The following is a 19199-nucleotide window of genomic DNA, read 5'->3' on the forward strand; positions in this document are numbered from 1 at the left end:
GCGAATACTGAGTAACCGCTGTGCTCGATCGCGATGTTCCGGATCAGTTCCATCATGTTTACGGTTTTACCTACACCGGCACCACCGAACAGACCGACTTTACCGCCTTTAGCAAAGGGGCATACTAAGTCGATAACTTTAATACCGGTTTCCAACAGGGCGTTTGATGCCGCTTGCTCTTCGTATGAAGGGGCTGCGCGGTGGATTGACCAGCGCTCTTCTTCACCGATAGGACCAGCTTCGTCAATCGGGTTACCTAATACGTCCATAATACGACCTAAGGTCGCTTTACCAACAGGTACCTGAATGGCTTTACCAGAATTTCCTACTAAGGTGCCACGACGTAAACCGTCAGTAGTACCCATTGCGATTGTACGCACTGTACCGCCACCCAGCTGTTGCTGTACTTCCAGCACTAAACCAGCCAGATCACCGTCAGTCACGTTTAACGCGTCATAGATGCTAGGTACCGCGTCTTGTGGAAAATCGATATCCACAACGGCGCCAATGATTTGGACGACCTTACCTTGACTCATGATGTTTCCTCAAAATTCTCAAAACTGTTCACCTTAGCCAACAGCTGCCGCACCTGCGACAATCTCGCTGAGCTCCTGGGTAATCGCGGCCTGACGTGCTTTGTTGTACACAAGCTTCAGGTCATCCATCAGATTACCGGCGTTATCGGTAGCGGCTTTCATTGCTACCATACGCGCTGCGTGCTCGCTGGCTGCGTTTTCAACCACACCCTGGTATACCTGTGATTCCATGTAGCGATCCATCAGCATATCTAAAATAGGCTGCGGATCCGGCTCGTACAGGTAATCCCAACGGTGCTCGCGGTTAGCGATATCTGTTTTTGGCAAAGGTAAGAGTTGATCGATCACTGGCTCTTGCTTCATGGTATTGACAAAGGTGTTATATACCAGGAATAAGCGGTCAATCCGGCCTTCCAGGTAGGCTTGCAGCATCACCTTAACCGTACCAATCACATCAGCCAAACGTGGTACATCGCCTGAACCTGTTTGTTGTGCTACTACCTTGCCACCAAAGCGTCGGAAAAAGGCCGTGGCTTTGTTGCCGATAACAGCAAACTCAGTCTCCACATTCTGGCTTTTCCAATGTTTCAGCTCCAGCACAACTTTCTTAAACTCGTTGGTATTCAGGCCACCGCAAAGACCGCGATCGGTAGAAATGATAATGTAACCAACTCGTTTAACATCACGCTCTTCTAAATAAGGGTGACGGTATTCGATGTTACCATTAGCAATGTTACCAATAACTTTGCGCATACCTTCAGCGTATGGGCGGGTTGCAGCTACGCGCTCTTGCGCTTTGCGCATTTTGCTGACCGCAACTTTTTCCATAGCACTGGTGATCTTGCGAGTATTGTTAATACTCCCGATCTTACTTTTTATCTCTTTACCACCGGCCATGACTGTATCTCCGTTTCGTTCAACGAACGGGGTGGCTATTGCCACCCACGTTAATTACCAGGTTTGAGTCGATTTGAATTTCTCAATCGCTGCTTTGAGCGACGACTCAATCTGATCGTTGTAATTACCGGTTTTAGCGATATCAGCCATCAGCTCGGCGTGTTCAGCTTTCATATAAGACAGTAAAGCGGCTTCAAAATCCTGGATTTTGGCTACGTCTACATCTTTCATAAAGCCTTTTTCGATAGCGAAAATAGACAGACCCATTTCAGCTACAGACATCGGGCTATACTGCAGCTGTTTCATCAGCTCAGTAACCTTTTGACCGTGCTCTAACTGGGCGCGGGTCGCTTCGTCCAAATCAGAAGCAAACTGCGCGAACGCGGCCAGTTCTGAATACTGTGCTAAGGCCAGACGGATACCACCACCTAATTTCTTGATGATTTTAGTCTGTGCTGCACCACCTACCCGTGATACCGAAATACCCGCGTTAACCGCAGGGCGGATACCGGCATTAAATAAATCGGTTTCAAGGAAGATTTGACCATCGGTAATCGAAATTACGTTGGTTGGTACGAAAGCCGATACGTCACCCGCCTGGGTTTCAATGATTGGCAGCGCGGTTAAAGAACCGGTCTTACCTTTCACTTCACCATTGGTTAAACGCTCTACATAGTCAGCATTAACGCGTGATGCCCGCTCCAGCAAACGAGAGTGAAGATAAAATACGTCGCCTGGATAAGCTTCACGACCTGGTGGACGGCGTAACAGCAATGAAATTTGACGGTAAGCCACAGCTTGCTTCGACAAATCATCATAAACAATCAGCGCATCTTCACCGCGGTCACGGAAGTATTCACCCATAGTACAGCCAGAGTATGGCGCCAGGAATTGCAGTGCTGCCGCTTCAGAAGCAGAGGCCACGACAACGATAGTGTTAGACAGGGCACCGTGCTCTTCCAGCTTACGTACTACGTTAGCAATGGTCGAGGCTTTCTGACCGATAGCCACGTAAATACATTTTACGCCGGTGGTTTTCTGGTTGATGATGGCATCAATCGCCAGTGCCGTTTTACCGGTCTGACGGTCACCGATCAACAATTCACGCTGACCACGGCCGATTGGGATCATCGCATCAACCGATTTGTAACCGGTCTGCATTGGCTGGTCGACCGATTGACGATCGATAACGCCAGGGGCGATTTTTTCTACCGGCGCAAAACCAGCAGCATCAATCGGGCCTTTACCATCGATAGGCGCACCTAAGGTATTTACTACCCGGCCTAACAATTGCGGACCAACTGGTACTTCTAAGATACGGCCAGTGCTTTTTACTTTGGTGCCTTCGGTTAAGTCCGCGTACGGACCCATGACTACCGCACCCACTGAATTACGTTCTAAGTTCAGCGCGATAGCATAACGGTTGCCAGGAAGCTCAATCATCTCGCCCTGCATACAATCTGCAAGACCGTTGATACGGATAATACCGTCAGTTACCTGAACGATAGTACCTTCGTTACGAGCTTCACTGACCACGTCGAACTGAGCAATACGACTTTTGATCAGTTCTGATATTTCAGTGGAATTCAGTTGCATTCTCTGTTCCCCAATTAAGACTGCAGCGCAGTTGCTAAACGATCCAGCTTACCGCGGATCGAGCCATCAATTACCATGTCACCTGCTTTGATCAGCATGCCGCCAACCACTGCAGGATCTTCGCTACAGTTCAATTTAACTTTGCGTGCCAAACGTTGCGATAATGCTGCGGCTAGCTTGTCTTGTTGTGCTTTAGAAAGCTTGGTAGCAGAAACCACAGTAACGTCGATTTCTTTTTCAAACTCAGCTTTAAGCGCAATAAAGGCAGCTAACACTTCAGGCAACGCCAACAAGCGATGATTTTCTGCCATCACTTTAATAAAGTTCTGGCCGTGCTCATTGAGTTGCTCACCACATACCTGAATAAACAGACCGGCCTGCTTGTCAGCAGCGCCGTTGGCGCCCAAATAAGCGCCAACCTGGTCGTTCTTTGCTACTTCAGCAGCAAAGGCCAACATCTGTAACCAGGCGTCCAGTGCTTTTTGCTCTACCGCAAAATCAAAGGCCGCTTTGGCGTAAGGACGAGCAATATTAGTCAAATCAGACATAGCTCATCCTCTTACAGTTCTTGAACCAGTTTTTCCAGAATGTCGCTGTGAGCAGCTTCATCAATAGAACGTTGCAGAATTTTCTCTGCGCCGGCTACTGCTAATGCAGCAACTTGCTTGCGCAGCTCTTCGCGTAAACGGTTACGTTCCGCTTCAAGTTCTGCTTTCGCTTGCGCCAGAATGTTGTCACGCTCGGCGTTAGCTTTGTGCACGGCTTCATCAATCATTTTGGCTTCGCGTTTTTTCGCTTGCTCAATAATGTCTGCCGCCTGCGCTTTAGCATCTTTTAACTGATCTTTGGCTTTGTCCTGGGCTAATGCCAGGTCTTTTTCCGCAAGATCAGAAGCCGCTAAACCGTCAGCAATTTTTTTCTGGCGCGCTTCGATCGCATTGATCAGCGGCGGCCATACAAATTTCATACAGAACAGCACGAACACCGCAAATGCGATTAATTCGCCCAGCAGAGTGGCGTTTAAATTCACGACCGCTCCTCCTTAGTTAACAGTTGTTCGGAATAACACAAACCTTCAATTACATTGCGAACAACATGTACATGGCGATACCAACGCCAATCATCGCAACGGCATCGATCAGACCTGCCAGGATGAACATTTTAACTTGCAGTGAAGGGGCCAGTTCTGGTTGACGCGCACAAGCTTCTAAGAACTTGCCACCCATGTTACCGAAACCCAGTGCAGTACCGATAGCACCGAAACCGATTAACAGAGCAACTGCGATTAATTTAAGACCTAATACAAGTTCCATTTTTTTCTCCGATATTTCAATAGTTAAAGTTAAAGTTTAAAAAATTAGTGATTATCTGAACTGGCCATGCTTAGGTAAACAATGGTCAGCATCATAAATACAAACGCCTGCAGCACTATTACCAGAATGTGGAATACCGCCCAGACAAAGTGCAGTGGTAACTGCGCTAAACCCACGGCACCAATCAGGATAAAAATCATCTCACCGGCGTACAGGTTACCGAACAAACGCAGTGCCAGTGAAAATGGCTTAGCCACCAGCGCGATAGTTTCCAGTAACAAGTTAGCGGGGATCAGTACGATTTGCAGTGGTACGTTTTTGCTGCTGAACGGATGCAGCGTCAATTCTTTAATAAAGCCCAACACACCTTTAATGCGGATGGAATAACCGATCATCAGTATAAACACACCTATGGCCAGCGCCGCTGTCAGGTTAATGTCAGTCGTCGGTACAATTTTCATGTACACGTCGTGGCTGTCCATGCCTAGCGCTTGTTCACCAACGAAACCGGCAAAGGCAGGCAGGAAGTCGACTGGGATTAAATCCATCAGGTTCATCAGGAACACCCAGACAAAGATGGTCAGTGCCAGTGGTGCGATCAGTTTGCTTTTACCGTGGTAGGTGTCTTTGACGTTAGTGGCAACCAGTTCAACCACCATTTCAATAAAACACTGAAATTTACCCGGCACGCCGGTGGTAGCTTTGCTGGCAGCACTGCGGAAGATCCATAAAAAGATCAAGCCCAGGCCAATAGACCACGCTAATGTATCAATATGCCATGTCCAGAACCCGGCCTCACTACACGCTTTATTAAATGCGACACTGCCATCGACAGTACACATTTTGGCGTTAGTAAGGTGGTGCTGAATATGGCCAGAGAGGGTTAACTCTTCACCTGCAGCCATGTTTCATCCCAATTATCAATGTTTAAAGAAAATCGCGGTCGACCATTGTGCGAATAATGTCAATATAAAGCCCGCCATAAGCGGGCCGGCAGCGATTGGCTGCTGCATAACAACGACAAACAACACTATGGTCAAAACTATTTTAAGCGAGTGGCCTCGCATCATGGCCGTTCTCGCTTGCTCTGCGCTGCCTCGTCCTAAAAACCAAAACGCAAACAAGGCAAAAACTAAATTTGGTACTGCCGCTATCAGACCACCTTTAAACGCCGAACGGGCTGCCGGTTCGCCATTTATCAGATAAAACACCAGCGCAACCACAGCTGCTACGGCGACCTGACAAGCAATCAACTTATATGCTGATAGTCTGACCTGACGAGGATTCAGTTCCATGATAACTCCGCTGGTTCTGTCAGCCTGCATTCAGGGTAAAAATCAGCCGTAAGTATACTTATTTAGCCCTGTTTTGCAACTAAAAGCCATTTTAGCGGCAGCGAAAACACTAAAGTTGATCGCTTAGCTGAAACTTTTCAATAATGCCGTCTAGTTCATCCAGGCTGCTGTAGCGGATCACCAGCTGGCCTTTGCCTTTTTTATTACAGTTTATTTCAACTGCCGCGGCAAACCGCTCACTTAACCGCTGCTCCAGCGCTACCACATCCGCATCTTTTAACTTAGGTTCTACCAAGGCTGCGGGCTCTAATAAGCGCCTGACCAGTTTCTCAGTATCGCGAACCGTTAGTTGCTTAGCGGCCACCAGGCGGGCGGTATCGGATTGTTCTGCACCCTCTAGTGCCAGCAAGCAGCGGGCATGGCCCATTTCGATATCACCATGCTCAAGCAGCACTTTTACATCATCATTCAGCTGATTTAACCGCAGGTAATTGGTCACAGCTGTGCGTGATTTGCCGACGGCATCGGCTACTTGTTGGTGAGTTAATTCAAATTCGGATAATAAGCGCTGCAGTGCTATCGCTTCTTCCATGGCATTTAAGTCTTCACGCTGAATGTTTTCAATCAAGGCGATAGCAACGGCGGCTTCATCCGGCACATTTTTAATTATGCAGGGAATCCTATCTAGCTGTGCTAACTGTGCCGCACGCCAGCGCCGTTCACCGGCAATGATTTCAAAGCTGTCTGCACCTAATTGGCGTACCACTATAGGTTGAATAACACCCTGAGCGCGGATAGAACTGGCCAGCTCTTCTAAAGCCGGTTGCGACATATCTTTGCGGGGTTGATATTTGCCGGGGCGTAAAAACTCAATCGGTATATTTTGCAATTGCGCGCTCTGAATTGCTGCATCTTGCTGCTGGGGGCTATTGGCTGTGAGTAGGGCATCTAAGCCCCTTCCGAGGCCACGTTTTTTAACTGACATCAATCATTTCCCTTAATTTTCAGTGCTTACACTGAGCTGGCCGGCTTAGTGTTTTTTTTCTCAGAGCGGCGCAGTATCTCGCCGGCCAGGGCCAGATAGGCTTTAGAGCCTGTTGAGCTTTTATCGTAATACATTACCGGAGTACCAAAACTTGGCGCTTCTGCCAGCCGAACGTTACGCGGGATCACTGCCCGGTATACCTTATCACCAAAGTGTTGTTTTAACTGCTCAGAGACATCATTGGCCAACCGATTACGTGGATCGTACATGGTACGCAAAATACCTTCGATACGCAGCTCGGCATTAACCACTGCGGCCAGCTGGTTAATGGTATCGACCAGCGCCGTCAAGCCTTCCAGCGCAAAATATTCGCACTGCATCGGCACCAGCACGCTATCGGCTGCTGCCATGGCATTAACGGTTAACATATTCAGTGAAGGAGGGCAGTCAATAAAGATAAAATCATAGCTGCTGCGGTAGGCTTTCAGAGCATTGCGCAGGCGCAGTTCGCGGGCAAACACGTTCATTAGCCGCACTTCTGCCGCAGTGACATCCGCATTGGCGCCGATTAAGTGATAGCCACCGCTGGTTTCTTTAACCACGACCTCAGACAGCGGTTTTTCATCAATTAATAATTCATAGGCGGTGGCAGCGAGTTGATATTTATCTACGCCGCTACCCATAGTGGCATTGCCCTGAGGATCCAGATCTATCAGCAATATTTTGCGCTTCGTTGCGGCCATAGATGCCGCCAGATTTACCGCCGTCGTTGTTTTACCGACGCCGCCTTTCTGGTTTGCAATGGCGATAATCTTGCCCACAAGGATCCCTCATAATGGTTAGGTTTTGGCCAGCTCGACCAAATGACGCTGTGCGTCCAATGTTGGTACTTGTAACGGTTGAATGGCGATTACTTTAACAAAATCCGGCAAAGCTGCAATTTCTTCTTGCACTGCTGCACCTTTCATGGCGAAAAAGCGGCCGTCTGTAGCGGGCAAATGCTTGCACCAGTGCAGCATATCAGTCATGGAGGCAAATGCCCGGCTAATGACGCCATCATAGCCAACTGAAGGATGATGATCTTCAACCCGACACTGCACAGGACTGATGTTGTTTAAGCCTAGTTGTAATTTCACCTGATTTAAAAAGCGGATGCGTTTGCCCAAGCTATCGAGCAAGATAAAGTGCTTATCCGGATAATAGATGGCCAGTAATACGCCGGGTAAGCCCGGGCCTGTGCCAACATCAATAAAACGTTCGCCATGCAGATAAGGGGCCACCACTAAGCTGTCCATCACATGCTTGATCAACATGTCGCTTGGTTCGCGCACTGACGTCAGATTATAAGCACTGTTCCATTTATCCAGCAATTGCACATAACTGATACATTGCTGTAATTGTTGCTCTGACAGGGTCAGCTCGGTTTGTGCAACCAGTGCGCGTAACTGCTCTAACATGCTGATCCTTATTGCATTTTACATAATTCAGGCTGATTTTCGTAGCAAACCTTGTTTTTTCAGATATACCAACAACAGTGAAATAGCCGCCGGGGTAACGCCGGAAATGCGCGAAGCCTGGCCAACAGTGCCTGGCTGGCTTTGGTTTAATTTCATGATCACTTCATTGGATAAGCCTTTAACGGATTTATAATCGAAGTGTTCTGGTAATTTCGTTGCTTCATTACGCTGCTGTTTAGCAATTTCATCCTGTTGCCGGTTGATATAACCTTCATATTTAATTTGAATTTCAACTTGTTCAGCAGCAATAGCATCGGTTAGTGCCGGGCCTAATTCAGCTATGGCCATTAATTGCTGGTAGCTCATTTCAGGGCGGCGTACTAATTCTTCTAAACTGGCTTCACGGCTTAACGGTGTTTTCAGTAACTGATTTACTGCAGCTAAGGCGCTATGTTGCGGATGGATCCAGCTTTGACGCAGCCGTTGCCGCTCCAGCTCAATTTGTTCCATTTTTTCATTAAAAGCCTGCCAGCGAATATCATCAACTAAACCAAGTTCACGGCCTTTGCTGGTTAAACGGGCATCAGCATTATCTTCACGCAGCATTAAACGGTATTCGGCGCGGCTGGTAAACATACGGTAGGGCTCTTTAGTGCCTTGCGTCGTCAAATCATCTACTAACACACCGAGGTAGGCTTGATCACGGCTGGGTGCCCAACTGTCGCGCTCTGAGGCAAATAAAGCGGCATTTAAGCCCGCTAATAAACCCTGAGCACCGGCTTCTTCATAGCCTGTTGTACCGTTAATCTGGCCTGCAAAAAATAAGCCTTTAATATGTTTGGTTTCCAGCGAGTTTTTCAGATCGCGTGGGTCAAAAAAATCATATTCAATAGCATACCCCGGGCGGGTAATATGGGCGTTCTCCATACCTTTAATTGAGCGTACAATTGACATCTGTACGTCAAAAGGCAAGCTGGTTGATATGCCATTTGGATACAATTCGTGGGTGGTTAAGCCTTCTGGTTCAATAAAGATCTGATGCTTGTCTTTATCTGCAAAACGCATCACTTTGTCTTCAATTGATGGGCAATAGCGTGGGCCTATACCTTCAATAACACCGGTATACATCGGCGATCTGTCCAGATTATCCCGGATCACCTGATGTGTATGTTCATTGGTATAGGTGATATAGCATGGGATTTGACGTGGTTGATCGCTGTGCTTACCTAAAAATGAAAATACCGGTGTTGGGTTATCACCTGGTTGTGGCTGCATTACTGAAAAATCAACGGTTCTGGCATCAATGCGCGGTGGCGTACCGGTTTTTAATCTGTCTACCCTAAAAGGTAAGGCACGTAATCTTTTCGCCAGTGCAATCGACGGCGGATCGCCAGCTCTGCCACCTGAAAATTGTTCTAGACCAATATGGATCTGGCCACCAAGAAAGGTACCAACGGTTAATACTACGGCTTTTGCCCTGAAGCTTAAACCCATCTGGGTAATAACGCCTTTGACCTGATCTTGTTCGACAATAAGATCATCACAGCCTTGCTGAAAGATTTTAAGATTAGGCTGGTTTTCCAGAATCTGGCGAATGGCTGCACGGTACAATTGTCTGTCTGCCTGAGCACGAGTAGCTCTAACAGCCGGGCCTTTTGAGCTGTTCAGGGTCCGAAACTGGATACCACCCTGATCAGCAGCCATTGCCATAGCACCACCTAATGCATCAATTTCTTTTACCAGGTGGCCTTTGCCAATACCGCCAATAGCTGGATTACATGACATCTGGCCCAGGGTTTCGATGTTATGGGTCAATAATAAGGTGTTAAGACCCATGCGAGCTGCTGCTAATGCGGCTTCAGTGCCAGCATGGCCACCACCTACCACGATCACATCAAAGGTTTCATCAAACAGCATATCAGCCTCATGTTACATAGATCTTAAAACAGGGCGCGTATTGTATCGCGATCCGGGGCTGATGGGAAAGCCGTAAATGGATCTGGATCCGCGTTAATATAGATAAGATCTATTTAAAGATCTTTTTACTGTTACTACTATTACTGAGCTGTTTTTTGGTGCATAACCTTGTTTTATTGCTATAGATCAAACTGTTATTAGCGATCAGATCCTGTGATCAAGCAAGGATCAACACTGGTGTAACGTGTGGGTACTTTGAGCTTTTATGCACAGGCCTCGCCTAAAATATTTTAATAAACTGGATAAGTACAGCTTAATAACCGTATAAAACTGTAGTTATGCACAATTAACTTTTTAAATTAGGTATTTTGTGAGTAAGTTGAGTGTAACTTGGGGGTAAGCCGGATCTGTCTTAGCGCAGATCCGACATTAGCTGTTTAGCTTACAGAGAGTTAGCCCTGGTTATGCTGCAATGCCGTTTGCAGATGATGCAGCCAACCTAGTGCGATATCTTCTGGTAGTTCGGCTTGTTGCGCATCTATTTTAAGCATGGGTAACAGCAGTTTTGCTGCTTTAAGTTGAAGCAAATTCTGCAGTTTTTCACCGGCTAAACAAAAAGTATCGTAACTGGAGTCACCTAAAGTGATCACGGCGAAAGAAAGTGTGGTAAGATCACTTTGATCTTGTGCTAATTGATCCGCAAAGGGTTGAATATTATCAGGCAGATCTCCTGCACCATAGGTGGATGTAATCACTAACCAGACTGCGGTCCGGTTTAGCTGATTGAGTTCGGGTTTAAGATGAATGTTAACTTCATAACCCGCTTGTACCAGTGTTTCAGCAACTTGTTCTGCCACATATTCCGCTGCGCCCATTTGGCTGCCAACGAGGATTTCAATCATTTGAACCTCTTTTTAGTGAAATGATTGGCTATACTACTGGAATAAAATCGGACAAAGCTATGCTTTTTCGGCCGATTTCGCGTTTTTACTCTCATTGCAGGCAAAGTAGAAACGGCAATTGCACTACCACTACGCCTGCGTGTTATTGAGGTTTAAACAAAGTATGTCTGACTCCTTGTCATTTTCCCAGCTGATGCTGCCGGAACCCCTGGTGCGTGCGGTAACTGAACTTGGTTACGAAACACCTTCGCCAATTCAGGCGGCGGCGATCCCTAAACTATTAGCTGGCGAAGATGTGTTAGGCCAGGCGCAAACAGGTACTGGTAAAACAGGTGCTTTTGCGTTGCCATTGTTAGCACGGTTAGATCCTGCGCAAAATGATCCACAAATTTTGGTATTGGCGCCAACCCGTGAGCTGGCTATTCAGGTAGCTGAAGCTTTTCAGGCTTATGCGCGCTATATGCCAGCTTTCCATGTACTGCCGTTATACGGTGGTCAAAGTTATACCAACCAGCTGAAGTCACTGAAACGGGGTTCTCAGGTTATCGTTGGTACACCGGGTCGTATTCTTGATCACTTAGATCGGGGTACCTTAAAACTGGATAAACTGCGTGCTATCGTGCTGGATGAAGCCGATGAGATGCTGCGAATGGGCTTTATTGATGATGTACAAACCATCATGGATGCGACCCCTCCAGGCCGTCAGGTTGCGATGTTCTCGGCGACTATGCCAGCGCAGATCCGTGCTATTGCCCAGAAGCATTTAAAAAATGCTGAAGAAATTAAAATTGCTTCTAAAACCAGTACCGTTGAGCGTATTACCCAGCGTTATGTGTTGTTAGATGCAAACCAGAAGCTGGATGCATTAACCCGCTTACTGGAAGGTGAAGAATACGATGCCAGCATTGTATTTGTGCGTACCAAAAGCGCCACCGAAGAAATCGCTGAAAAGCTGGTGGCCCGTGGTTATGCGGTGGCCTGCTTAAATGGTGACATGAATCAGGCGCATCGCGAGCAGACTATCCGCCGCATGAAAGCCAGCCAGTTAGATATTATTGTTGCTACCGATGTTGCCGCCCGCGGCCTTGATGTTGAGCGGATTAGCTTAGTGGTTAACTATGATATTCCGTATGACAGTGAAGCTTATGTGCACCGTATTGGTCGTACAGGCCGCGCCGGTCGCGAAGGTAAAGCGATTTTGTTCGTATCGCCACGTGAACGTCGCTTACTGCGCACTATTGAACATGCCACTAAACAGCCTATTGAGCAGATGTCATTGCCTACGGGTCAGGTCATTGAACAACGCCGGATTGAGTCTTTCCGTGAGCAGTTAGCGCAAACCCTGGAAACGCAAAATTTAAGTTTCTTCCAGGAACTGATCACCGATTGGCGTGACAAGCTGGAAACCACCGATGTTGATATGGCGGCAGCTTTATTATATCTGGCGCAAAAAGATCAACCTTTGAATGTTGCTAAACAGTTCCCTGAACTGCGTCAGCCGCATGCCCGGGCAGAGCGTGATGAGCGGCCACGTAGCGATCGTAATGATCGTGGTGAGCGTTCAGCTCGTCCAGAGCGTTCTGGTGAACGGCCAGAGCGCGGCCCTAAAGTCCGCCGCGAAATGAAAGGTGATTACAACACTTATCGCATTGAAGTGGGTAAAGAGCATGGCGTGCGTGCTGGTGATATTGTCGGTGCCATTGCTAACGAAGCGAATATTGATAGCCAGTTTATCGGCAATATTAAGTTGTTTGATCATTTCAGCACGGTGGAATTACCAGCTAATATCCCTGCTGAAATTTTCCAGCATTTAAAAAAGGTTTATGTGCGCAAACAAAAGCTGAATATTTCAGTAGATGCTGGCGCAGCTCCAGCACCAGCTACTGACCGCCGGCCATCGGCTGGCCCGGGGCCTCGGCCAGGTGCTGCACCTCGTGCACCGCGTAAGCCGCGTGATTAAATACTAGTTGTTATAAAAACCCTGCCTTTGCAGGGTTTTTTTATGGCTAGAGGTTTAAACTAGGTTTAACTCAACCCACTTAATTTATAGAAAAGACTTAAATCCCGCGGAGTACCGATATGATAGTTGCCTGCCCGAATTGTAATGGTTTAAACCGCTTACCGGCAGATAAAGCTGCAACAGCAGCGCGTTGTGGTAAATGTAAGCAAGGTCTGTTTAGTGGCGAGCCCGTTGAGCTGACCAGTGCTAATTTTGCTGCTCATGCTTATAAAGCTGAATTGCCGTTAGTGTTGGATTTTTGGGCCAGTTGGTGTGGCCCTTGTCAGAGTTTTGCGCCATTATTTAGTCAGGCCGCCCATGAGCTGGAACCCCACTTTCGCTTTGGAAAAATAAACACCGAGCAGCAGCAACAGTTGGCTGGCCAGTTCAATATTCGGTCTATTCCCACTGTAATGGTGTTTAAACAAGGCAAAGTGTTAGCGCAGCAAGCGGGAGCTTTTCCCAAGCAAGCCTTTTATCAATGGCTATCCCAGTTTAAGTAAGTATTAACTCACTTTTTGGAGGTAAGATGACACAGCAGGTTTTTTCCTTAAGCAGTCCCGATCTGAAAGAAGGTCATTTTATGGCTAAGCAGCAGGAGTTTGATGGTTTTGGCTGTAACGGCAGCAATGTTTCACCTGAGCTGAACTGGCAACATCCACCTGCCGGTACTAAGAGCTTTGCGGTAACGGTATTCGACCCTGATGCACCTACCTGCTCAGGCTTCTGGCACTGGTTGGTTACCGATATTCCGGCTGCAGCGAATGGCTTAGCCAGAGGTGCAGGTAAGGGTAGCCTGCCGCCGGGGTGTCGCAGTTTTAGTAATGATTATGGCAGTAAAGATTTTGGCGGCGCCTGCCCGCCAGAAGGCCATGGCATGCACCGTTATCAATTTACAGTGTGGGCATTACCCGAAGACACCTTACCGGCACCGGATGGTGCCAGTGCTGCTGTGGTTGGCTTTATGCTTAATGCCACGGCGCTTGGCAAAGCAACCCTTACCGCTACCTATGCCCGCTAGGCCGCACCAGGCTAAGCTGAGACTAAGGCCGCATATCGTGGCCTTTTTTTCTGGGCTAAGCTGGTGTTTGCTTTCAGGCTACGACAGTCGTAGTGTTGTCAGGGGGTTGTGTTGCCACAGCGCTATTATGTGTTGTTAGCCGGCTTTTTCAGTCAGTTACTTTGTCTGGGGCTAGCCCGTTTTGCCTACACCCCTTTGTTGCCGCTGATGCAGCAACAGACTGTGCTGGATGATGCCAGTGGCGGTTATCTGGCTGGGGTCAATTATCTGGGCTATATGACCGGTGCTTTGCTGGCTGCCAGCCTGACTAACCTTAAACTAAAAGACAATCTGTATCGCCTTGGCTTGTTGTTAGCGGTGATAAGTACACTGGGCATGGCCGTGACCGAGAATTTTTATCTTTGGTCACTCTGGCGCTTTGTGGCAGGTTTAAGCAGTGCCGGCTCTATGTTGATTGCTTCCGGGCTGATTATGCACTGGCTATTACGCCATAAACAGCGGGCAGAGTTGGGCATACATTTTGCTGGACTGGGTTTTGGTATTGCGTTATCGGCACTGTTGGTTGAGTTGATGCTAAAGCTGCAGCTGGACTGGCGCGCGCAGTGGCAATACTTAGCGTTTTGTGCACTGTTGTTGGCTATTCCTGCCTGGTGTTGGTTACCCAGACCTGCACAAAATGATGTGACAACACTTAGCCGTCCAACTGATACTCCGCCGTCAAAACGTTTTATTTATCTGATGTTGGCCAGCTACTTTTGCGCGGGTTACGGCTACGTGATCAGTGCCACCTTTATCGTCACCATAGTAGAGCGGATGCCTGGCTTAACGGGTAGCGGTAATCTGAGTTTTATTGTGTTGGGTTTGGCGGCAACGCCGGCAGTGTTAGTGTGGGACTTCATTGCCCGCAGAACCGGCTACTTAAAAGCAATAATGCTGGCGTTACTGGCTCAAGGCCTGGCTATTTTGCTGCCATTAAGCTTTAGCTCGTTGAGCATTGTCTTGCTCAGTGCTGCGCTGTTTGGCGCGACCTTTGTTGGTGTAGTCAGTTTAGTGCTCACTATGGCCGGGCGCTTATACCCAAGTAAGCCTGCAAAACTGATGGGAAAAATGACCTTAGCCTACGGCAGTGCCCAGGTTATTGCACCAGCCTTAACCGGCTATCTGGCCCACAGCAGCGGCCACTATAATACCGGCCTCTATCTGGCCGCCGGCTTTGTTGGTCTGGGCGCCCTGCTAATAGCATTGTTAATTGTTACCGATCAGACTGCGCAGCAGTTGGATGCGGTTAAATAGCGTTTTAATTTAGTAATTATTACTTACCGATACAGAAAGAGCTGAAAATCCTGCCCAGCAAATCATCACTGCTAAATTCACCGGTAATTTCATTTAAGTGCTGCTGGGTTAGCCGAAGCTCTTCGGCCAGGATTTCGCCGGCGATATAACTGTGTAATTGCTCCTGGCCGATGGCCAGGTGTTCGGCGGCGCGATCGAGCGCATCTAAATGGCGGCGACGGGCCAGGAAGCTGCCTTCGGTACTGGCGTCAAAGCCAATACATTGCTTTAAATGGTCGCGCAGTGTATCGATGCCGGCACCGGTTTTGGCTGATAAGCGGTATACCGGGGTGTTGCCATTAAGATCCGGGGTCATCGGCTCGCCGGTTAAATCGGCTTTATTGCGAATAACGGTAACGCCTAAACTGGCGGGCAGGCGATCGATAAAGTCAGGCCAGATATCGTGCGGATCGGTGGCGTTAGTGGTCGTACCGTCGACCATAAACAGTACCCGATCGGCTTGTTCAATCTCTTTCCAGGCGCGCTCAATACCGATTTGCTCTACCTGATCGGTAGCATCCCGTAAGCCGGCGGTATCAATAATATGTAGTGGCATACCATCGATATGAATATGCTCGCGCAGCACATCGCGGGTAGTTCCGGCAATCTCGGTCACGATAGCTGCTTCACGCCCGGCTAACGCATTCAGTAAGCTGGATTTACCGGCATTGGGGCGACCGGCAATTACCACCTTCATGCCTTCACGCAAGATACTGCCCTGAGTCGCTTGTTTTTTCACTGTGGCAAGATAATTGATAATCTCGGCCAAGTCGGCTGCAACCTTGCCGTCGGATAAAAAGTCGATTTCTTCATCCGGAAAATCTATTGCCGCTTCTACATACATCCGCAGGTAAATGACTTTTTCTACTAATTCGTGAATACGACGCGAAAACTCACCTTGCAGTGATTGCATGGCGCTGCGTGCCGCTTGCTCGCTACTGGCATCGATTAAATCGGCAATGGCTTCTGCCTGTGCTAAATCAAGCTTATCGTTTAAAAATGCCCGCTCTGAAAATTCACCCGGGCTGGCGATGCGCACATCAGCTAATGTCAGCAGTTGTTTTAACAGCATATCCAGTAATACCGGACCACCATGGCCTTGTAACTCGAGCACATCTTCGCCGGTAAACGAATTCGGCCCAGGGAAGTACAGGGCAATGCCTTGATCCAGCACCTGACCGTTGGCATCAAAAAAGGGTAAGTATTCAGCATAACGCGCTTTAGGTAGCTTATGCAGTATCGCCTGAGCTACGGCTTGGGTAGCTGGGCCCGATATACGGATAATACCTACACCGGCGCGGCCGGGCGCGGTGGCTAAAGCGGCGATGGTGTCGGTGCTAAACATAGTTGCCTCTTAATAGAAAAAGCCTGTCGCGTTAAGCTGACAGGCTATTGTCTTGTCACGGGTCAGTGTTAGCTAATAACGACACCTAACACTGGCCTTTGTCAGATCACGCTTTCTTGGTGTGTAAACCTTTCTTTTCCATGCCTTTGTAGATGTACAACATCTGCGCCAGAGAAATCAGGTTGCTGACTAACCAGTACAGTACCAGACCACTTGGGAACCAGAAGAAGAATATCGAGAAGGCAACGGGCATCCACATCATGATTTTTTGTTGCAGCGGATCGGTCACCTGCATAGGTGTCAGTTTTTGCATGGCAAACATGCTTAAACCAAACAGAATAGGCAGGATATACAGCGGATCTTTGGCTGATAAATCAGTGATCCACAGCATAAAGGGCGCGTGACGTAGCTCAACACTTTCAACAAAAACCCAATACAAGGCCAGGAAAATCGGCATTTGGATCAGCATCGGCAAACAGCCACCCATAGGGTTGACTTTTTCTTTGCGATACAACTCCATCATCGCCGGCCCCATCTTTTGCCGGTCGTCTTTGTAGCGTGCCTGTAATTCTTCAATCTTCGGTTTTAAATTGCGCATCTTGGCCATAGATTCGTACTGGATCTTGGTCAGTGGATACATCACACCTTTAACAATAATAGTGATACAGATGATGGCCACACCCCAGTTGATGACAAAACCCTGAATAAGGGTAAGTAACCAGAACAGTGGTTGTGAAATAAACCATAAGAAGCCGTAGTCAACAGTCAAATCAAGACCATTGGCTAGTTTTGCCAGGTTATCCTGGTTTTTAGGGCCGGCATAAAAAGTCGAGCTAATGACTACACTTTGCCCTGGTTCTATATCAATACTGTTTGCGCGGCTACCAATAACACCCTGACGACCATGAATTAAACTGTAAAGTTGGTTTTCACTTTGTTGATCAGGTACCCAGGCCGCTACAAAGTAGTGTTCAAGCATAGCCACCCAGCCACCTTGTGATGCTACCAGCAGATTTTTCTTCTGCATGTCGCCAAAGTCGTATTTTTTATAGCGCTCATCGCTGCTGCCGTAAGCAGCACCGCGATAAATCGGCATAAACATACTGCTGCTTTCGCCACTGTCGATATTTTGAACAAGGTGCTGATAAGGCAATACGGTTTTAATTTCATCGCTCTGGTTTTGCACCAGATATTCTACCCGGACATCATATTGGCCAGGGCTGAACACAAAGCGTTTTTCAACGATTAAGCCATTTTGTTCTACCTGCATGGGCACGACCAGGCTATCGCCGGTCAGCTCAAAATGTTGTTGGGCTACCTGATACACCGGGCGCGGTGTGCGTTGATCATCCGGGCCATCACGACCCATCAGGCCTGATTGCGCAACATACTCAAAGCCAGGCTGACGGCGCATTAACACATAGGGCTGATTGCTGCCTTTGGTTTGCTCATAGTCCAGCAGTTTCAGACCAACGATATCACCACCACGACTGTCAATTTCGATCTGCATTACATCTGTGGTCACGCTAATAATACGCGAAGACGGTGCCGTAACAGTCACGGCTTGTTCGTTATCTGCGGTGGTTAGTTGCAGTTCAGACGAACTCAGTTCGCTGCCAGCATTACTGCCAGCAGAACTACTGCTTGCTGTTGGTGCGTTAGACGGCTGCGGGCCATAATCTTTTTGCCAGGCTTGCCAGAGTAAAAAGCTGACGAGCGCCAGGGCTATAACTAAAAAACTGCGTTGTGAATCCATGGGTTAGCTTTTCTCATTATGCTTATCAGGAACGGGGTCTTCACCCCCCGCATGCAAAGGATGACACTTTAATATTCGTTTAACACTTAACCAAGAACCTTTTATTACACCAAAGCGATCTATCGCTGTCATGGTGTAATGCGAACAACTGGGATGAAAGCGGCAATTTTGCCCCAGCAACGGGCTGAGCAACAGCTGGTAAGTCCGGACTAACCGAAGCATTAACCAGATGGCAAAGCGGTGTACTGGCGAGCGATTTTGCTCCATAGCCGTTCCAATTGTTTATGCAGTTCGTCATTCGGGGTATTGCTGATATCACCCTTTACCATTAGCACCAGGTCTACACCGGGCAACTGATGTTGATGTAAACGAAAACTATCGCGCACGCAGCGTTTTATACGATTGCGATGCACGGCTAATTTAACACGTTTTTTGGCTATAGTAAGGCCAATTCGTGGATGGGTTAGCTGATTTGGCTTAGCAAGGATGGTAAATAGGGGAGATGCAACCCGAAAAGGGTGTTGGAAGACTTTATCGAATTGACTGGGAGCTAACAGGCGTAACTCCCGGCCGAATTTGAGGCTGACCACTCAGCAATTAACAACCAATTAGGCTGTTAAACGCTTACGGCCTTTAGCACGGCGACGCGCTAATACCTGACGACCATTTTTAGTCGCCATACGTGCACGGAAACCGTGATTACGCTTGCGCTTTAATACGCTAGGTTGAAACGTTCTTTTACTCATAATTTCATCCGTCCGGTCGAAATATTTACTAAGGTTACCTGTGTTTTAGCAAATACACCAAAACGCAGCTGACAAAAATGAGCGCGAATTTTAAGTAGTTCG

At 47.9% G+C, this 19199-nt stretch carries 21 protein-coding genes and 1 pseudogene; 4 read left to right on the plus strand and 18 right to left on the minus strand.

Annotated features, from left to right (window positions below; genetic code table 11):
• The 13 genes and pseudogenes from V7D78_RS12040 to mioC form a co-directional block, all read right to left on the minus strand.
• Positions 1–536, minus strand: a pseudogene (locus V7D78_RS12040) (F0F1 ATP synthase subunit beta); the annotation flags it as partial.
• Between the two features lie 33 nt (positions 537–569).
• A complete protein-coding gene (gene atpG, locus V7D78_RS12045) occupies positions 570–1433 on the minus strand; it encodes a F0F1 ATP synthase subunit gamma (RefSeq protein WP_333608703.1) in 864 nt (287 codons plus the stop codon).
• A gap of 54 nt (positions 1434–1487) precedes the next feature.
• On the minus strand, positions 1488–3029 hold the full coding sequence (gene atpA, locus V7D78_RS12050; RefSeq protein ID WP_333608704.1) for a F0F1 ATP synthase subunit alpha: 1542 nt from the start codon (positions 3027–3029) through the stop codon (positions 1488–1490).
• A 14-nt stretch (positions 3030–3043) separates the two neighbouring features.
• Entirely contained in the window at positions 3044–3577 is a 534-nt protein-coding gene (gene atpH, locus V7D78_RS12055) for a F0F1 ATP synthase subunit delta (RefSeq protein WP_310213313.1), read from the minus strand.
• Positions 3578–3588: 11 nt separating this feature from the next.
• On the minus strand, positions 3589–4059 hold the full coding sequence (atpF, locus tag V7D78_RS12060) for a F0F1 ATP synthase subunit B (protein WP_333608705.1): 471 nt from the start codon (positions 4057–4059) through the stop codon (positions 3589–3591).
• Positions 4060–4108: 49 nt separating this feature from the next.
• Positions 4109–4342, minus strand: coding sequence for a F0F1 ATP synthase subunit C (atpE, locus tag V7D78_RS12065; protein ID WP_008985017.1), 234 nt, complete (start codon positions 4340–4342; stop codon positions 4109–4111).
• 44 nt (positions 4343–4386) lie between these two features.
• Positions 4387–5247 (minus strand): F0F1 ATP synthase subunit A, encoded by an 861-nt coding sequence (atpB, locus tag V7D78_RS12070; protein ID WP_333608706.1) that lies wholly within the window; start codon positions 5245–5247, stop codon positions 4387–4389.
• A 15-nt stretch (positions 5248–5262) separates the two neighbouring features.
• Positions 5263–5637, minus strand: coding sequence for an ATP synthase subunit I (locus tag V7D78_RS12075; RefSeq protein WP_333608707.1), 375 nt, complete (start codon positions 5635–5637; stop codon positions 5263–5265).
• Between the two features lie 109 nt (positions 5638–5746).
• Entirely contained in the window at positions 5747–6622 is an 876-nt protein-coding gene (locus V7D78_RS12080; protein WP_333608708.1) for a ParB/RepB/Spo0J family partition protein, read from the minus strand.
• A 26-nt stretch (positions 6623–6648) separates the two neighbouring features.
• Entirely contained in the window at positions 6649–7443 is a 795-nt protein-coding gene (locus tag V7D78_RS12085) for a ParA family protein (RefSeq protein ID WP_333608709.1), read from the minus strand.
• Between the two features lie 18 nt (positions 7444–7461).
• Complete coding sequence (rsmG, locus tag V7D78_RS12090) at positions 7462–8079, minus strand: 16S rRNA (guanine(527)-N(7))-methyltransferase RsmG (RefSeq protein WP_333608710.1); 618 nt, start codon at positions 8077–8079, stop codon at positions 7462–7464.
• Positions 8080–8106: 27 nt separating this feature from the next.
• Entirely contained in the window at positions 8107–9996 is a 1890-nt protein-coding gene (gene mnmG / locus V7D78_RS12095; RefSeq protein WP_333608711.1) for a tRNA uridine-5-carboxymethylaminomethyl(34) synthesis enzyme MnmG, read from the minus strand.
• Between the two features lie 452 nt (positions 9997–10448).
• The gene (gene mioC, locus V7D78_RS12100) at positions 10449–10898 is read right to left on the minus strand and encodes an FMN-binding protein MioC (protein WP_333608712.1); all 450 of its coding nucleotides are present in this window, start codon (positions 10896–10898) and stop codon (positions 10449–10451) included.
• A gap of 163 nt (positions 10899–11061) precedes the next feature.
• Here mioC and V7D78_RS12105 point away from each other — a divergent pair, with 163 nt between their 5' ends.
• From V7D78_RS12105 to V7D78_RS12120, 4 genes are all read left to right on the plus strand, one after another.
• Positions 11062–12858 (plus strand): DEAD/DEAH box helicase, encoded by a 1797-nt coding sequence (locus V7D78_RS12105; RefSeq protein WP_333608713.1) that lies wholly within the window; start codon positions 11062–11064, stop codon positions 12856–12858.
• 119 nt (positions 12859–12977) lie between these two features.
• A complete protein-coding gene (trxC, locus tag V7D78_RS12110; RefSeq protein ID WP_333608714.1) occupies positions 12978–13400 on the plus strand; it encodes a thioredoxin TrxC in 423 nt (140 codons plus the stop codon).
• 26 nt (positions 13401–13426) lie between these two features.
• The gene (locus V7D78_RS12115) at positions 13427–13918 is read left to right on the plus strand and encodes a YbhB/YbcL family Raf kinase inhibitor-like protein (RefSeq protein WP_333608715.1); all 492 of its coding nucleotides are present in this window, start codon (positions 13427–13429) and stop codon (positions 13916–13918) included.
• 108 nt (positions 13919–14026) lie between these two features.
• Positions 14027–15211 (plus strand): YbfB/YjiJ family MFS transporter, encoded by a 1185-nt coding sequence (locus tag V7D78_RS12120; RefSeq protein ID WP_333608716.1) that lies wholly within the window; start codon positions 14027–14029, stop codon positions 15209–15211.
• 19 nt (positions 15212–15230) lie between these two features.
• On the opposite strand, the gene mnmE is transcribed toward V7D78_RS12120, so the two are convergent.
• The 5 genes from mnmE to rpmH all read right to left on the minus strand — a co-directional run bounded on the left by mnmE (position 15231) and on the right by rpmH (position 19097).
• A complete protein-coding gene (gene mnmE / locus V7D78_RS12125) occupies positions 15231–16595 on the minus strand; it encodes a tRNA uridine-5-carboxymethylaminomethyl(34) synthesis GTPase MnmE (protein WP_333608717.1) in 1365 nt (454 codons plus the stop codon).
• Positions 16596–16701: 106 nt separating this feature from the next.
• Positions 16702–18351 carry a membrane protein insertase YidC gene (gene yidC / locus V7D78_RS12130; RefSeq protein ID WP_333608718.1) on the minus strand — a complete coding sequence of 550 codons (1650 nt, stop codon included), beginning with the start codon at positions 18349–18351 and terminating at the stop codon, positions 16702–16704.
• A 3-nt stretch (positions 18352–18354) separates the two neighbouring features.
• Complete coding sequence (yidD, locus tag V7D78_RS12135) at positions 18355–18618, minus strand: membrane protein insertion efficiency factor YidD (RefSeq protein WP_333608719.1); 264 nt, start codon at positions 18616–18618, stop codon at positions 18355–18357.
• Positions 18573–18941, minus strand: coding sequence for a ribonuclease P protein component (gene rnpA / locus V7D78_RS12140; protein WP_333608720.1), 369 nt, complete (start codon positions 18939–18941; stop codon positions 18573–18575). The genes yidD and rnpA overlap by 46 nt, the downstream gene beginning before the upstream one ends.
• Before the next feature lie 18 nt (positions 18942–18959).
• The gene (gene rpmH / locus V7D78_RS12145) at positions 18960–19097 is read right to left on the minus strand and encodes a 50S ribosomal protein L34 (RefSeq protein WP_008222343.1); all 138 of its coding nucleotides are present in this window, start codon (positions 19095–19097) and stop codon (positions 18960–18962) included.
• Positions 19098–19199 lie beyond the last annotated feature (102 nt).

This window comes from Arsukibacterium sp. (assembly GCF_036735525.1).
In the GTDB taxonomy this organism is placed as follows: domain Bacteria; phylum Pseudomonadota; class Gammaproteobacteria; order Enterobacterales; family Alteromonadaceae; genus Alishewanella.